This is a genomic window from Vibrio panuliri (assembly GCF_009938205.1).
GTDB classification, from domain to species: Bacteria; Pseudomonadota; Gammaproteobacteria; order Enterobacterales; family Vibrionaceae; genus Vibrio; species Vibrio panuliri.
The window spans coordinates 761,055-776,722 of sequence record NZ_AP019654.1; the positions used below are offsets into that span (position 1 = coordinate 761,055).

The following is a 15,668-nucleotide window of genomic DNA, read 5'->3' on the forward strand; positions in this document are numbered from 1 at the left end:
GCATTAACGCTATATCATTCATCTGCACCAATGACGTTAATTGCCCGCAAAGGCTTTGAAGGTTTTACCATTCTCAATACCTAATGCACTGCGTAGGTAAAACTGCGCAACGTCTTTGGCATCAATTGAATGAAAGCCAGGGAAATAGTCGCCATAGACAGCCAGTGATTCTGTCACCACTGTTGGGCTAACGGCATTAACGCGAATACCACGTGGCAGTTCGTGGGATACCGCGCTAACAAAATGCTCAAGAGCGCCATTCAGTGTTGCAGCACTAACCCCATAGGCAATTGGGTAATCGGCGATGATGCCGCTGGTTAAAGTAATGCTGCCGTTGTCATTTAAGTAGTTAAGCGCGATTTGGCTGAGGTTAACTTGACCCATTAGGCGACTGTTAATACCGACATCCCATTCTTCACGGCTAATTTGTTCAAAGGTATTGAAGGCCACATCGCCAGCGGCACAAATGATGCCATCCACTTTGCCCACTTTATCTAATGCTGCGTGAATCGAGTTCACATCTGCAATATCGATTTGTACATCACCACTGTTTTTCCCTGCGGTGATCACTTGATGGTTGTGGGTAAGAGCCTTTGTAATTTCCGAACCGATAGTACCCGCTGCGCCAATAACTAAAATTTTCATAATTTCTCTCCGTTGTGTTTACGTTTTGTATCTTATTCCCTTGAGTGTTGCGGAAAAACCACACAAAATGAGCGCACTGTTTACTAAATGGTGTTAATCATGAACCTTACTTATCTACAGACTTTTTTGACGGTGGCGCAAGAAGGCAGCTTTACCAAGGCCGCGGAGGAATTGGATGTTTCCAAAGGTTTGGTGTCACGCCATATTCAGCGATTAGAAAGTTCACTAAACAGTAAATTGTTCCATCGCACTACGCGCTCAATTAATTTGACGGAGTCAGGGCGTGATTTACTGACCCGCGCGCAACAGATCCAGCTATTAGCCACCGAAGCGGAAATGCGTGTGCGAGATATGGCGCAGGAGGTAAGTGGCGAGCTGCGTATTACCGCGCCGTTAGAGTTTGGCCGTTCCTTGTGCCAAAGCGTGATCCCCAATTATTGCCAACAGAACCCCAAAGTTGAGGTGATTTGCGATTTTGGCCCCGGAAAAAAGCGCATTGAGCTAGGTGAGTTTGATGTGGCGATTCGTGCCTTTGACGCACTGCCGGATGATGTGGTGGCGAAAGATCTCGGCTATATGCGCAATGTGTTGGTGGCGGCGCCTGCCTACCTAGACTCTGTAGAGCCGATTACGATAGACAACCTTGAACAGCAGTTCTTTATTCTCAATAGCCAAAACGAGCGCTGGAATCACCTGCAATTGGTGCGAGAGGATGAAGCGCTATTTAAGCAAGTGATTGGTAATCTTCGCGCCAATACCTATACAGCGATTTTATCTTTAGCTCAGCAAGGCATGGGGCTTGCCTGTGTGCCGTTTATGCATGCAGAGAGTATGATCAAGCGAGGTGAGCTGGTGGAGGTGTTGCCAGAGTGGTCGGTGAAATCTCATAAGCTCAGTTTGATTTACGCCCAGCGTAGAATCACGCCCTCAAAGTTGGTGAAGTTTAATCAAGCGGTAATTGAGTGGCTGCGGGCAAACCCGAGGTATCTGATTTAGGATCAGCAATATAATCTGCCAAGTATTTACTCAGGACTTGGCAGAATAGATAACTCGCCACTTAACGTTGGTATTGGTACAAGTTATTGAGCATGTCATAGAGTTCCATGGTTTGTTTGAACTCGAACCCGACAGCCTGAAGCAGTTTATTTGATCTCAGATTGTCTGGCAGGGTAACCGCAAGCACGGTATCCAATTGACATACATTCATCGTGGCAGCCAGTGTTTGCGCTGCTGCTTCGCGTGCATAGCCTTTGCCTGCAAACTCATCTAGAAACGCATAGCCCAAATCAGGAAACTCAAGCTCATCCCGTTTTAGTACTCCACACATGCCAATGGGAGTCTGGCACTCTTTGAGCATCACCAAGCTAAGACCAAAGCCATGCTTAACGTAGCTCGCCATCGGCCCTTGTTTTAGGTAGTTGATCGCGTCTTCTTCGGTGCGGACATTCTTATCCGCGATATAGCGAATAAAAGAATCTTGATTCAGTAAGCGCACAATAAATTCGGCGTCGCTCAACTCAAAATGACGAACAATCAGCCTTTCTGTTTCACATACCACAGTCATGTGAGTTTCCTAAAAGATGGAGAGAAGCGAAGATTATAAGCGCATGCAAGGCGGTGGGGTAGGTGCGAAAATCAATGAAGGGGTTTTACTAGGTGAAATATTGACTACTGGTTTGGTAGCTATTAAGTCTTCAATGTTCATCGAAGTAGTTATAACTATTGGCTTAAACGCCGAACGGTAATCAATACTGATGCAGTAAGACTTTGCAGCTTGGTTAGCGAGGCTTACGCCGTAAGCAATGGCTCAGCGGGAGCAAGAACCAAAGAATCGCTCCAGAAAGGCTTCACAAGAACGTATTGAACTTAGGTCGTCAGTTTGCGGTTACCAGGCCAAATGAAGTCTGGGTGGGCGATGTTCCGTATATTTGGACAGGTAGTCGGTGGATGTATTTAGCGGTTGTTTTCGATTTTTTTGCCCGTAAAGTGATTGGTTGGTCGAGTCGTTATCTCCTGATTCTAGGTTAACAGGCAAAGCTCTCTCGATGGCTTATGAGTCTCGTGGTAAGCCTAAAGGTGTCATGTTCCACTGCGATCAAGGTAGTCACTATACCAGTCGTAAATACCGCCAATTATTGTGGCGTTTTCCAAATAATACAGAGTTTATCTCGCCGAGGAAAATGCTGGGATAATGCACCGATGGAGCGTTTCTTTAGAAGTCTGATAACGTAATGGGTGCCAACGGTAGGTTATCGTAGCTTTGCTGAGGCTCAACAAGAAATCACTCGCAACATCACTGGATATTACTGCCAAATCAGACCACATCAGTATAACGATGGTCTAAGTCCCAATGAGTCAGAGAGACTATATTGGGAAAACTCTAAAGCCGTGGCCAATTTTAGTTGACCACTACAATTGATATTGATTATGAATGTCGGAAAATTTTTGGTCATACGCAACAAAGGTGATAGTCTCGTTGGTGAATAATATATCCATAAAAAACATGAGAGTACGATGATGTTAAGTAAGCAGTCTGACACTCGTTATATAGATGCTGCTCCCTATGCTTCAGCACTTATTGAGGGACATCGAGACTTTGGCTACAGTCTCAAAACTGCTTTGGCTGATATTATAGATAACTCCATTTCGGCGGGGGCTGATCGAGTTCGTCTTGTGGTTGATACTATTTCAAATTCTCCATCAGTTGCCATCGCTGACAATGGCAGAGGCATGAGTGAAAGTGAATTATTTGAAGCAATGAGATTAGGTAGTAAAAATCCCACGTTTGACAGGTTGCCTTCGGAACTCGGGCGCTTTGGCTTAGGTCTAAAAAGTGCAAGTTTTTCTCAGTGTCGTTCACTTACTGTCATAACTAGGCAAGATGGAATTACATCATGTGCTCGCTGGGATTTAGATCTAGTAGCCGAAACAAATGCATGGACATTAGAGCTGATTGAAGATTATGAAGGTGAGTTAGGCTATGACTTGCTCGATGAGATTGGAACGGTTGTTATTTGGAAAAAATTAGATCGATTAGTCGGCGAAATTGATACACCAGGGAAAAAAACTGAGTATATGAATGCAGAGTTCTCTCTCGCTGAGAGACATTTAAGGCTTACTTTTCATCGATTTTTAGAAGCTCCTAAGTCGCAGTTTCAAATAAGTATCAATAATCGACAATTAACCCCGTTGGACCCAATGGCTTCTTTTCATCCATCGACTCAGAAGGATCCGGACGATAACATTCGTTTATCTAATGGCCATGTTCGTATACGCAGTTATACCATTCCGCACTACAAAAAAATGAGTCAACATGAATGGGACGAGCTTGGTGGACCAGAAGGCCACCTAAAATCCCAAGGACTATATATCTATAGAGAAAATAGATTAATTATTGCAGGTAGCTGGCTGGGGCTTGCTAAGCAAACTGAACTAACAAAATTGAGTAGAATAGCCATCGACATACCTAACACGATGGATGCGCAATGGAAAATTGATGTAAAGAAATCTTCGGCGCAGCTTCCTCAACCGGTTCGAGAGCGACTCAAGCGAATCATAGAGCGTTTCGTTGGGTCCTCTAAAAGAACATATCGAAGTCGGGGGAAAAGGCTAGTTGAAGGCACGATGCATCCTATTTGGAATCGAGTCCAAGTTGAGGGTCGAATACACTTCAAACCCAATTCAGAACATCCAGTATTTCAATCTTATTCAAATTGTTTACCTCATGAATTGAAAGAAGGGTTTGAACGCTGTATTAGGTTACTTGGTGCTGGCTTACCTATTGATGCGCTTCATGCCGAACTGGTAGGTAACGCGGAGTCAATTGTTGCAATGCAGACTTCTGAATCCGATTTGAATCAAGTTGTGGTTGACCTTACTGATGCACTGCTTGTTAGCAATGTTACTCCGGATAGAATCAAAGATGTTCTTCAAAATTATCCATTATTGCAATCAAACTGGGAACTTTCAGAACGACTAGTTGCAAATTATCTCAAGGAAAAAGGCTTATGAGCAGCAGGCAGCAAGTATTAGATATGGTAGAAGCAGGACTATACAGTCAACCTCGTAAATCAGAGGATGAGCTGAGAAGTTTGGTTAAGAATATTGCTAAAGTAGTAGATAGTAATTTAGATGACACAGTGATCGAGGAAATAGCTCGTGAGATTGAGTCAAAACAAGGGATAAAAGTTGGCCTCGGTGCAATAGTTGATAATGTCAAGTTTAAGCCTTGGTTAGACGATGCAAAATCAGAAATAGACCCCTTCTACTGGAAAAGATATGAGAAACTCCTGCTAAATAATGGATTGCCTAGAGATGTTATTACAGGTACGGATATTGTTACAGACAAGATACTTGGCCGATTAGGGAACCCCCAAGAATATTCCTCATGGGATCGTAGAGGTATGGTTGTTGGTCACGTACAAAGTGGCAAAACACTGAATTATACAAGTTTGATCTGCAAGGCGGCTGATGCAGGATATCGCCTAATAATCGTTGTAGCAGGTATACATAATAACCTTCGTAATCAAACTCAAATTCGAATCGATGAAGGATTCATAGGTCGGGATACTGGAAAAAACTCTGATAAGAAAGCTGGAAATGCTAAGCATGTTATCGGTGTTGGACATTTTGATTCGAATAGAACTCCTGTTAGTCTGACGAATACGTCCAGAGACTTTAATAAACCTACCGCATCAACAAATACCAGTGAAATAGACTCGTATAGAGTGCCAGTCGTTTTAGTTATTAAAAAGAATCACCGAACGCTTGAAAATCTTCTTGAGTGGCTTAAGGACAACAGCGCTCGTGGTGATAAAGAAATGATCGACCAGCCAATGCTACTCATCGATGATGAGGCTGATAACGCATCAATCAACACTAAATACAGTGATAAATTGGTAACCAAGATAAATGGGCAAATACGCGACCTCTTAAAAATGTTTCATCGTAGTTGCTACGTGGGTTATACAGCGACTCCGTTTGCGAATATTTTCATTGATCCGGATGAGAACCACGATGTACACAAAGAGGACCTATTCCCTAAAGATTTCATTATCGGTCTCGATGCCCCAACTAACTACTTTGGTCCAAAGAAAATCTTTATCGATGGCCTGCCTGATGACAAAGAGCCAGTTTGGTTAAGAAGTATTTCGGATAATGAAGACCTTCTACCGATAAAGCATAAGATTGGTCATGAGGTCTATCAGTTACCCGACTCGCTGATGTTTGCTTTGCGTACTTTTCTATTATCGCGAGCCATTAGAAATTTAAGAGGTCAATCAAGCTCACATTGTTCAATGCTGGTTAATGCTAGTCGATTCACTCGAATACAAAGTCAGTTAAAAAATCGATTGCATGAGGCGCTAGAAAGAATTCAAAACTCTTTGAGATTAAACTCATCTTTAACCACGGCGTTGAAGGACCCAGAAATCAAAGCTTTGTTTGAAGTCTGGGAAGCAGAGTATCAAGACATTGAGTTTGAGTGGAGTGAGATACAAAAAACTATTTTTGATGCAATTGCTTCCGCCAAAGTTGTAGAAGTTAACAGTAGAGCAAATGAGCTAGATTACTCGAATTCAGGTGATAGAGGACAAACTGTCATTGCTGTCGGTGGTTTCTCTCTCTCGCGAGGGTTGACTCTAGAGGGGCTTACAGTTACTTGGTTCCTGCGCAATACCATGATGTACGATACCTTAATGCAAATGGGACGATGGTTTGGCTATCGAAATGGATATGAAGATCTGTGTCGAATTTGGATGCCCGATGATGCTATAGATTGGTACGCCTTTATCGCCAACGCAGCTGAAGAGCTTCATGATGAACTCAAAGCAATGGATCAGGCTAAAGCGGCTCCTGAAGATTTCGGGCTTGCAGTCCGCAGTCACCCTGCATCATTGTTGGTTACCGCAAAAAATAAGATGGGATCAGGCCTCGAAGTTACTACTTTTGTTGGTCTTTCAAATAGATTTATAGAAACCGCCAAGGTAAGTGTCGATTCTACAAAGTTAGATTCGAATTTAGCCATAGCTAAAAAGCTTGTTTCTAATTTGAAAAAAGCCACTTTCACGATTGAAGATACTCAATGGGGGTTATTGCTTCGTGATGTGCCAATCCAATATATCGATGAGTTCCTAGCGGGTTGGAGCAATACACCTGAGAGTGTGATTACTGAAACTGGGCCAGTAAGAAGCTATCTCAGCGCACGAAAAGAAGATGAGTTGGCTCTATGGGACTTGCTAATCCCAAGTCTACAAAAAGGAGATGAAGACAATACGCTAGGGGTTAGTATCATTCCTACAAACCGTTCTATTAATCTAGATGATCTAGCAGATGGGTATATGTCCTTTAGTGGTAAAAAAATGAGGGTTGCATCTAGAGGTATCGAAAAAGCGGGTGTTGAGCCAAGTAAGGCGAAAGTTGCTGAAAACTCTTATGATAAGAATGGTAACTACCCAGACTCAATTTATCGGCAAGTACGAGATAAACCATTATTTATTCTGCATTTTGTTAAACCAAAAGCACCAAAAAGCAAAGAAGGTGATAGTAGAGTGGCTTTGATTCCGAGTTACCCTGTCGTTGCCTGGGGGATCAGCCTTCCAGTTTCAAAAAAAGCATCGGAGAAAGTTGCTTATATCGTTAACACACAACGTTACAAAGAACTCTACGGTGAAGATGATATCGATGAGGAATATGAGGCTGAATTGAATGGATAATTCACCATGGAAGGAGCTAGATCTCAGCAATGCAAGAAGAGTTAACCATAACGGCCAGTATGATTTTTTTTGGGTTGTTGTAGAGGACAATCAGCCAGCGCTTATGCTTAGATTGCCAATTGAGCCAATTAGTAAGCCCAAGCTTCCTGAACTCAAAAATCTCATTGCCAACTTCAGGATAATATCTGGTCGATGGGCATTTGTTCTTGCCCTTAAAGAAAATAGCCAAGCGGAGCTTTTTGAAACTCTCTGCAGAGATGTCGTTGAGTCAGGTGAGAAGGCTTCCGACCTAGATGAAGCCCTTTCTAGGGCGATACAGCGGACTAAAAGGTGGCATTATCTTTTACGTTCAGGACGCTCAGAAGGTCTCACTATTGAAGAGCAACGTGGTTTAATAGGTGAATTAGCCTTTCTCCGAGAGCTCGCGACCAGTTTTGGTTCTGAAGTGGCAATTGAAGCATGGAAGGGACCTTCTGGGGCTCCAAAAGACTTTGAGTTAATTGGATGCTGTATTGAAGTTAAAACGCGAAGAACTGCAGCAACACCTTCAATTTTTATTTCATCAGCAGACCAGCTAGCTGTCTGTGATGGTGGGCGTTTATTTCTTAGTGTTACTAATGTCGAATCTGCAATTGTACCAGAAGGTATGACACTGCATGACCATGTAGCGTTAACCGAGGCTTTATTTCAGGAAGATTGTAGTACCTATACGAAGTGGGAAGATGCAATCTACTCAACAGGTTATGACCCATTAAATACGTACGATGATCGCCGTTGGCTGATAAGGTCCACCACTCATTATGAAGTAGTTGAAGGTTTTCCTCGTGTTAATTGCCCACTACCACAAGGCGTGCAGAACGTAAGATATTCTATTTCTTTAGATGCCTGTGAGCCTTTTAAAATAAATGACAATACCGTTAATTACCTCCAAGAGTTTATATAGACATGACAGAGCTTGAAGATTTCAACGTTCAGTTTATCGCTGATGTACAAGGTGATGCTGATGCCTTGGGGCTGGTAACGGTAGAGGCATTCTTTGAAAAGGTTGGTGACTTATTGACTGAGTCAGGCGAAGTAGAAAGCGCCAATCGAGCTTTTTATGAAGGTTTATACTCTCGTGGGCCAGCGCAAATTGATGGATACGGTGGTGATCCAAGGGAAAATGAAGGCATATTGAGCCTTATACTGTGTGATTTTACTTTAGATAAAGGTATTCGCCTTTTACACAAGGAGCATATTCAACGTTTATCGCAAAAACTTTTTAGGTTTCTGAATGCCAGTCTTGATGATCGGTTCCGGGAAATGCTGGAAGAAACTAGCCCTGGATTTGGTGTGGCTGATTTGATCAAAGCAACTTGGAGTAGCGTTGAAAAAGTTAAATTGATTATAGCGACCAATGGAGATTATAGAGCTAGAACAGATGCTACTAGCCTTGGTGTTATTGATGAAAGACCAATTACATTGAGCATCTGGGATATCAAACGTCTGCGGCGCTTTATGGAGCAAGGACTTGTCAGGGCTGATTCAGTTATCAACTTTAAAGACGACTTTGGAGGTGGTATTCCGATATTGAAAGCATCTGGTGGAAGTAATGCTCTAGAGAGTTATTTAGCCGTTATCCCGGGAAAGCAGCTTGCTGAAATTTATGACAAATGGGGGCCAAGACTACTTGAGTCTAACGTAAGAAGCTTTCTGCAGGCTCGGGGTAAAGTGAATAAGGGTATCCGTGACACCATTCGGGATGAGCCTCATATGTTTTTCCCTTATAACAATGGGTTAAGCGCTACGGCTGATAGTCTAGAAGTAGATAAGACAAGCTCAGGTTATGAATTGATTAGTGTGAACAACCTTCAAATAGTGAATGGTGGTCAAACTACGGCGTCGCTATTTGCGGCCAGTAAGATGCATAAAGAACAAATACAGCAAGTATTTGTGCAAATGAAATTAACTATAACCCCAAAAGAATGCGCTGAAGAGGTTGTTCCTAGAATTTCTGAATATGCCAATAGTCAGAATAAGGTAAATGCAGCGGATTTCTTTGCTAATCATCCATTTCATATACGTATTGAGGAATTATCTCGACGCATTTTAGCTCCATCAGGCACAGATAGTTATCGAGAAACGAAGTGGTTCTATGAACGAGCTAGAGGTCAATTCGCAGACGAAAGAAGCCGAAGAACGCAAACGGAGCGTAAGAAGTTCGATGCTGAATATCCTCGGGGGCAGTTTTTTGTAAAAACAGAACTTGCGAAATATGAAAACACTTGGGCATGCTTACCGCATATTGTGAGCCTAGGTGCACAAAAGAATTTTTCAGAGTTTGCGAAAGCAATAGGTAAAAACTGGGGCGCAGAGGGAACTGCTTTTAATGATATTTGGTTTAAAAGATTGATAGCTAAAGCGATCATATTCAGAACAACAGAAAAGCTCGTGTCAAATGCCGAATGGTATGAAGGAGGCTATCGAGCCAATATTGTCACATATTCAATTGCAAAACTTGTTAATGATGCCAAGAGTTTAGGCATGGTCATAGATCTTGACCTCATATGGAAAATACAATCGGTTCCAGAAGATTTAAAGGCTTCCATTCTTTTGTCTGGTGAGCTAGCACAGAAGGTTATAACAACGCCACCTGAGGGCATTAAAAACTATAGTGAATGGGCAAAGAAACCCCTTTGTTGGCAAAGGCTTGTTGAAAGTAAATTGCCGCTGAGTAACTCGTTTAAGAGAGTCATAATATCTTCTGAATTAGCTGATGAAAATGTTCGGGAAGCAAAGGCTGAAAATGCCTTAGATAACTCAATTAATGTTGAAGTTGAGGTGTATAACCTAGGCGCTAAGTTTTGGGAGAGTGCTAAGAATTGGGCAAAAGAGCGTGGTATGCTGACTCCTAGAGAAAATAGCATTATTGAAATTTGCTCGGCTATCCCCAGAAAAATGCCATCGTCGAAACAATGTGAAATTGCATTTGAAGCGCTTAAGAAGCTGCAGGCAGAAGGTTTTCACGTATAACAAGTTTCCATCAGCAGTCATCAAATTTGAGTGAGTGCATAGAACATAAATCTGTTTTTCTAAAGTAATCTGTTGCCCGTTAATTTTAGCCTGGTATGATTGCCAGGCATTTTTATTGGTGGTAATAGTTAAATGATGGCAGGTGAAATTCTTGTAATTGATCTCTTTGCTGGGCCCGGCGGGTTAGGAGAGGGGATATCTTCAGTCGCAGACGAGAGTGGAAACTCTCCATTCAAAATCGGTATATCTGTAGAAAAAGAGCCATCTGCGCATAAAACATTAACAACGCGAGCTTTCTATCGCAGAATAAAAGCTCTGGATGGTGGTTTAGATAGCTACTTCAGGTACGTTCGCGGGGAGCTAACCCGTGAAGAATTATTCTGTTTGTATCCAGAACATGCTCAAGAGGCAAGTAACGAAACATTAGAACAGCCTAGAGCGCTTGGTGACGATAATGAACTAATTCACGACCGCATTCGAGAACTATTGGCAACTCATATAGGGCCCAAGGTTGTCATTGGTGGACCTCCTTGCCAAGCCTATTCGCTAGCTGGTCGCTCTCGCAATGCGGGAAATAAGGATTATAAGGCTGAAGACGACCATCGAAATTTCCTATACAAGGAATACCTTAAAGTGCTTTCCATTGCGCAGCCAGATGTGTTTGTGATGGAAAATGTACGCGGTATTTTATCTGCCAAAATTAACGGTAAGGTTATGTTTCCTCAAATATTGGAAGATCTGAGGAACCCTAGCAAGGTAACGAGCTCGCGCGATGTAACCCAATATAGAGTTTTTTCGCTTGTTGTAGAGGCTAAAAATCCAAAGGATCCAAAATATGATGACTCCTCTGATTTTCTTATTCGTTCTGAGCAATATGGAGTGCCCCAAGCTCGTCATAGAGTAATTCTGTTGGGTGTCCGTCAAGATATAAACCGTATACCAGCAACTATTGCTCCAATTGCAGAAACCGTCACTGTTCAACAAGTACTATCAGATTTACCTCCTCTCAGAAGTGGCTTTTCTAAGCAGAAAGATGTTCAGAAGGACTGGGAGAAGCAAATTCGATTAAACGCTAAAAAGCTAAAGCGTATATTGGCAACAAAATTTGATAGAGAAGTTGTGGATAATTTAGATCTAGAGCCTTTGCTTGGGCTTGAGCGCCAAAGCTGTCTATTTATGGAAAAAGAGCACAACATCCCGCCACATTTAGAAAGCTGGTATTTATATAACCATCCCGGCTGTGTGCTAAACCATGCAACTCGCGGACATATGACATCTGATTTACTTCGTTATGCCTTCAGTGCTGCGTTTACAAAGTTAAGTGGTGGCATTTCTCCTAAAGCGAGAGATTTCCCTGCAGAACTTGCACCTGAGCACGAAAACTGGGATAGCGGTTCACATGCGGATCGTTTTCGTACCCAAGCCGCAAATAAATGTGCAACGACAGTGACTAGCCATATATCTAAAGATGGTCACTACTTCATTCATTATGACCCACAGCAATGTAGAAGCTTGACTGTTAGAGAAGCTGCTCGTTTACAAACTTTTCCAGATAACTATTTGTTCGAAGGTAATAGAACACAGCAATATGTTCAGGTAGGAAATGCTGTCCCACCATATTTAGCAAATCAGATAGGTAAGATAGTGTTAGGTATATTGGACGTAGATCAAGTCTGAATTTGTACTAAATATATATCGGAATTGTTTTATTGTAGAGAAGGTGACGAGTAGCTAAGAAACCTGCTATAGCTTTTTTGATTGACGCTGGTTTTCTTTTAGTAAATATCTACCAACGGTTATAGTGTAGTTTTAAGCTAAATTTTTATTCTGTTCATACAGAAAACCACGATTTTATCCGTGGATGAATGCCAATTCTAAAACTACAGCGTTAGCTGTTTGTAATTTTGGTCAGCGCTTTAGCGTTGTAACCAGTAAGTACCCCGGGCATGCCCGGGGGTATCTACTTCCACGTGCTAAGGAGTTTTTAAGTACAAAAAACTCCTGTCTCCTATTATAGTGAGTTGGTGGAATCTATGTGCTAGATTGCTTTTAACTGCCTAGTCCCAGTCACTGAGAGGTTGCCTTGGGCTGCCTCTTCTATATGCCCGCTCCACCAGCACATCATTGGTTTTCTGCGTTCTAGATAGTCAGTACGGTTGTATGCGCTACGGACTTGATTATCATCGACGTGAGCCAATGCCGACTCAACTAAGTCAGGATCAAAGCCTTGCTCGTTGAGTGTTGTACTCGCTAGTGAGCGTAAGCCGTGGCTAACCAGTCGACCAGCAAACCCCATACGTTTCAGTGCCATATTCGCTGTTTGGCTATTGCAGGGCTTCTTAGGGTCTCTATCTGACGGAAAAACAAAATCACGATGACCGCTTATCGGCTTCATTACTTCTAATAGTGCCAGCATCTGCTCAGTGAGCGGGATGCGATGCTCTCTTCTTTTTTTCATTCTCTCAGCGGGAATGGTCCAAACTTTCTCTTCCCAATCAACTTCATCCCATCGAGCACCAGATGCTTCCGCAGGGCGTGTCATTGTATGCAGTTGCCACTCAATTAAACAACGCGTAGTTCGCTTGATACTGGCATTGGCAATCGCGCCCATTAGTTCAGGCAGCTCTGCGGGTGCCAGAGCCGCCATATTTTCTTTTTTGGGCTTTTTGAACGCAGCGCGAATGCCTGAGAGTGGGTTAGCTTGAATAAGCCCACAGTTCGTCGCGAAGTTCATCACTTCATTGAGTCTTTGAGCTAAGCGCTTAACGGTTTCTAAACTTCCTTTGGCTTCTATTGGTTTTAGGAGCTCAATGATTTCTGGTGCCGTAATCGTTTTAACTGGTTTATCTGCAATATGCGGGAAGATATGCAAATCAAATGATCGCCAAATATCGACGGCATAATCCGGTGTAACCGAGTCTTTTTTGATTTCAAACCATTTAGTAGTGACATTCAAGAATGTGTGCTCGTGAATTTCTTTATGGGCTTGTTGTTGTCTTTTTCGTTCTTCTTGAGGATCAATACCTTGTGCGATCAGCTCTTTTGCTAAAAGAGAGCTTTTTCTTGCTTGTACAAGAGAAATGTCAGGATATCTACCTAGGCTTAGGTTGGCGCGCTTTCCACTTATAGGGCGATAGTAATTGAGTTGCCACTGTTTCGAACCACTAGGTAAAACTCGTAGTTTCAATCCTTGACCATCTACTAGGTAATACTCTTTTTCTTTCGGCTTAGCGTTTTTGACTTCCGTAGCGGATAGCTGTTTTGTCTGTCTCGGCATGTTTAGGAACCAAAAGTTAGGAACATAAATCCTAGGTTCCTACAACGGTTCCTAAAAGTCAAAGATGTCATGAAACACTCTGGAACCTTAATGGATGCTAAGTTATTGATTTTTGGTTCTTACAGGTATAAAAAAAGACGTCCTGGGACGTCTTAATTCAATGAATTGGTGGAGCTGGCGGGAGTTGAACCCGCGTCCGAAAACCTTTCATCATTGGTACTACATGCTTAGTCGATCTTTAATTTCACCACCGACCTGCGAACCGACACGCTAGTTGATGGCTATCCTGAATTATAATTCGTCGTTCATCTCTCAGGCGGGAGAATCCGGACTAGCGCGTTTGGGTTTGATCCCTCGTAATTCCCCGTCTTACGTGCGGAAGCTAGGGCGAGAGAGCTCTGAGCAGGTTATTAAGCTGCTAGTGCGTAGTTTTCGTCGTTTGCGACTATTTTTTTGCGGTTTGTTAACGAGGCCTACCGCACCTCGGCATGCACCTCAGACTTCTGAATTCCCGTCGAATCCTAAATCAGCCCCAAGTGTTCGAAGCATAGTACCAGAAAAGCTAGACCTGTCTAGTACTCTACCTCTTAAGTGGTCAAGATTAGCGCAATCCGCTCTTCATTACGCGCGCTTTTTCACGAGCCCAATCTTTTTCTTTAAGATCAGTACGTTTATCGTGCAGTTTCTTACCTTTTGCTACACCAATCTTAATCTTCACCCAAGAGCGAGACCAATAGAGTGATAGGGCAGCAAGTGTCATACCTTCACGGTTGATTCGACCAAATAAGTTGTCGAGTTCGCGACGGCTCATTAGTAGTTTACGCACGCGTGTCGGGTTTGCGACAACGTGAGTCGATGCTTGATTAAGAGGAGTGATTGTCATGCCGCTGATAAAGGCTTCTCCGTCACGCATAAACACATAGCTTTCTGCGATATTGGCTTTGCCTTGGCGTAGGGCTTTCACTTCCCAGCCTTGTAGCTCCAAGCCAGCTTCAATTTCATCGTCAATGAAGTATTCGTGGCGAGCTTTCTTGTTAAGCGCGATAGTATTGCTACCCGCTTTTTGTTTTGAATTTTTCTTTGCCATAATGGCGACATTATACGGTGCGTAGTGGGGTTAGCAAATCCCTTTATTTGCGCTCAAGGCAAATAAAAGTAAAATTGCTTAGAGCTTAACGCTCAATTGTTCGTGAAGTAGGAGAATATATGAAGCAAGTCACTCGTTCTGCGTTGGTGTCCTTTAGTGCTGAGCAGATGTTTGATCTGGTTAATGATGTTGCCCGTTATCCAGAATTTTTACCTGGATGTTCAGGATCGCGTATTCTAGAGGCGAGTGCATCAGGCATGGTTGCTTCGGTTGATGTTTCAAAAGCGGGGATCAGCAAAACGTTTACCACTTCGAATGAACTCGTCGCGGGTGAAGCAATTTTAATGAACCTTGTGGATGGTCCATTTAAAACCCTAAAGGGCGGTTGGTTCTTTACTGCTCTTGATGAACAAGCGTGTAAAGTTGAGCTAAAACTGGAATTTGAGTTTTCCAGCAAGATGATTGAACTCGCTTTCGGCAAAATTTTTAATGAGTTGACCAGTAATATGGTAAACGCTTTTACCAAACGCGCGAAACAGGTGTACGAGTGTTATGAGTATTGAGTCGGATATGATCCATGTTGAGGTAGTGTACGCACTGCCAAATGAGCAACGTGTATTCACTCTTGTGGTAAACAAAGCAATGACAGCCGAAGAGATTATTGCCCAGTCAGGCGTGCTTGAGCTTTACCCAGAGATTGATCTGAAAGTAAACAAAATTGGTGTCTATAGCCGAAATGTGCGTTTAGATGCGACGGTACGCGATGGCGATCGAATTGAAATTTATCGCCCATTATTGGCTGATCCGAAAGAGATTCGTCGTAAACGAGCGGAACAGGCCAAAGCAGCGGGTTCTGCAGACCCTGTGACAGGCGGTAAGCCAAATACCCTGCGTAAAACAGACTAACTGTGTTTTGGGTGGTACAAATAAAACA

Annotated in this window: 12 protein-coding genes, 1 other RNA gene and 1 pseudogene; 9 read left to right on the forward strand and 5 right to left on the reverse strand. The window is 42.8% G+C overall.

The genetic code is table 11. The features are described from left to right. Positions 1-36 precede the first annotated feature (36 nt). A complete protein-coding gene (locus GZK95_RS03450; protein ID WP_075716222.1) occupies positions 37-645 on the reverse strand; it encodes a short chain dehydrogenase in 609 nt (202 codons plus the stop codon). 99 nt (positions 646-744) lie between these two features. Here GZK95_RS03450 and GZK95_RS03455 point away from each other — a divergent pair, with 99 nt between their 5' ends. Then, positions 745-1,641 carry a LysR family transcriptional regulator gene (locus GZK95_RS03455; protein ID WP_075716221.1) on the forward strand — a complete coding sequence of 299 codons (897 nt, stop codon included), beginning with the start codon at positions 745-747 and terminating at the stop codon, positions 1,639-1,641. A gap of 61 nt (positions 1,642-1,702) precedes the next feature. On the opposite strand, the gene GZK95_RS03460 is transcribed toward GZK95_RS03455, so the two are convergent. Beyond that, a complete protein-coding gene (locus tag GZK95_RS03460) occupies positions 1,703-2,209 on the reverse strand; it encodes a GNAT family N-acetyltransferase (protein WP_075716220.1) in 507 nt (168 codons plus the stop codon). Between the two features lie 126 nt (positions 2,210-2,335). Between GZK95_RS03460 and GZK95_RS22190 the strand changes: the two are divergent. The 6 genes and pseudogenes from GZK95_RS22190 to GZK95_RS03490 all read left to right on the forward strand — a co-directional run. Next, positions 2,336-3,051, forward strand: a pseudogene (locus GZK95_RS22190) (IS3 family transposase); the annotation flags it as partial. A gap of 108 nt (positions 3,052-3,159) precedes the next feature. Continuing rightward, positions 3,160-4,656: an ATP-binding protein gene (locus tag GZK95_RS03470; protein ID WP_075716219.1), complete on the forward strand. Its 1,497-nt coding sequence runs from the start codon at positions 3,160-3,162 to the stop codon at positions 4,654-4,656. After that, the gene (locus GZK95_RS03475; protein ID WP_151148868.1) at positions 4,653-7,358 is read left to right on the forward strand and encodes a Z1 domain-containing protein; all 2,706 of its coding nucleotides are present in this window, start codon (positions 4,653-4,655) and stop codon (positions 7,356-7,358) included. Before GZK95_RS03470 ends, GZK95_RS03475 begins: the two co-directional genes overlap by 4 nt. Beyond that, positions 7,351-8,301 carry a PD-(D/E)XK motif protein gene (locus tag GZK95_RS03480; protein WP_075713087.1) on the forward strand — a complete coding sequence of 317 codons (951 nt, stop codon included), beginning with the start codon at positions 7,351-7,353 and terminating at the stop codon, positions 8,299-8,301. The genes GZK95_RS03475 and GZK95_RS03480 overlap by 8 nt, the downstream gene beginning before the upstream one ends. 2 nt (positions 8,302-8,303) lie before the next feature. Continuing rightward, positions 8,304-10,370 (forward strand): AIPR family protein, encoded by a 2,067-nt coding sequence (locus GZK95_RS03485; protein ID WP_075713089.1) that lies wholly within the window; start codon positions 8,304-8,306, stop codon positions 10,368-10,370. Positions 10,371-10,502: 132 nt separating this feature from the next. Then, positions 10,503-12,047 carry a DNA cytosine methyltransferase gene (locus tag GZK95_RS03490; protein WP_075713091.1) on the forward strand — a complete coding sequence of 515 codons (1,545 nt, stop codon included), beginning with the start codon at positions 10,503-10,505 and terminating at the stop codon, positions 12,045-12,047. A gap of 361 nt (positions 12,048-12,408) precedes the next feature. Here the strand turns inward: GZK95_RS03490 and GZK95_RS03495 are convergent, their stop codons facing one another. From GZK95_RS03495 to smpB, 3 genes are all read right to left on the reverse strand, one after another. Then, positions 12,409-13,647, reverse strand: coding sequence for an integrase domain-containing protein (locus GZK95_RS03495; RefSeq protein WP_075713093.1), 1,239 nt, complete (start codon positions 13,645-13,647; stop codon positions 12,409-12,411). A 166-nt stretch (positions 13,648-13,813) separates the two neighbouring features. Then, positions 13,814-14,181: a transfer-messenger RNA gene (ssrA, locus tag GZK95_RS03500) on the reverse strand. A 67-nt stretch (positions 14,182-14,248) separates the two neighbouring features. Next, on the reverse strand, positions 14,249-14,734 hold the full coding sequence (smpB, locus tag GZK95_RS03505) for an SsrA-binding protein SmpB (RefSeq protein ID WP_075652281.1): 486 nt from the start codon (positions 14,732-14,734) through the stop codon (positions 14,249-14,251). Positions 14,735-14,853: 119 nt separating this feature from the next. On the opposite strand from smpB, the gene GZK95_RS03510 reads away from it, so the two are divergent. Both GZK95_RS03510 and GZK95_RS03515 read left to right on the forward strand, forming a co-directional pair. Next, positions 14,854-15,297: an SRPBCC family protein gene (locus GZK95_RS03510; RefSeq protein ID WP_075706307.1), complete on the forward strand. Its 444-nt coding sequence runs from the start codon at positions 14,854-14,856 to the stop codon at positions 15,295-15,297. Continuing rightward, positions 15,287-15,640 carry an RnfH family protein gene (locus GZK95_RS03515; protein WP_075706308.1) on the forward strand — a complete coding sequence of 118 codons (354 nt, stop codon included), beginning with the start codon at positions 15,287-15,289 and terminating at the stop codon, positions 15,638-15,640. Before GZK95_RS03510 ends, GZK95_RS03515 begins: the two co-directional genes overlap by 11 nt. Positions 15,641-15,668 lie beyond the last annotated feature (28 nt).

What these genes read in the sequence shown, in the direction of transcription:
- GZK95_RS03450 (WP_075716222.1), bottom strand. Translation starts at nt 645, where the DNA reads ATGAAAATTTTAGTTATTGGCGCAGCGGGTACTATCGGTTCGGAAATT.
- GZK95_RS03455 (WP_075716221.1), top strand. Translation starts at nt 745, where the DNA reads ATGAACCTTACTTATCTACAGACTTTTTTGACGGTGGCGCAAGAAGGC.
- GZK95_RS03460 (WP_075716220.1), bottom strand. Translation starts at nt 2,209, where the DNA reads ATGACTGTGGTATGTGAAACAGAAAGGCTGATTGTTCGTCATTTTGAG.
- GZK95_RS03470 (WP_075716219.1), top strand. Translation starts at nt 3,160, where the DNA reads ATGATGTTAAGTAAGCAGTCTGACACTCGTTATATAGATGCTGCTCCC.
- GZK95_RS03475 (WP_151148868.1), top strand. Translation starts at nt 4,653, where the DNA reads ATGAGCAGCAGGCAGCAAGTATTAGATATGGTAGAAGCAGGACTATAC.
- GZK95_RS03480 (WP_075713087.1), top strand. Translation starts at nt 7,351, where the DNA reads ATGGATAATTCACCATGGAAGGAGCTAGATCTCAGCAATGCAAGAAGA.
- GZK95_RS03485 (WP_075713089.1), top strand. Translation starts at nt 8,304, where the DNA reads ATGACAGAGCTTGAAGATTTCAACGTTCAGTTTATCGCTGATGTACAA.
- GZK95_RS03490 (WP_075713091.1), top strand. Translation starts at nt 10,503, where the DNA reads ATGATGGCAGGTGAAATTCTTGTAATTGATCTCTTTGCTGGGCCCGGC.
- GZK95_RS03495 (WP_075713093.1), bottom strand. Translation starts at nt 13,647, where the DNA reads ATGCCGAGACAGACAAAACAGCTATCCGCTACGGAAGTCAAAAACGCT.
- smpB (WP_075652281.1), bottom strand. Translation starts at nt 14,734, where the DNA reads ATGGCAAAGAAAAATTCAAAACAAAAAGCGGGTAGCAATACTATCGCG.
- GZK95_RS03510 (WP_075706307.1), top strand. Translation starts at nt 14,854, where the DNA reads ATGAAGCAAGTCACTCGTTCTGCGTTGGTGTCCTTTAGTGCTGAGCAG.
- GZK95_RS03515 (WP_075706308.1), top strand. Translation starts at nt 15,287, where the DNA reads ATGAGTATTGAGTCGGATATGATCCATGTTGAGGTAGTGTACGCACTG.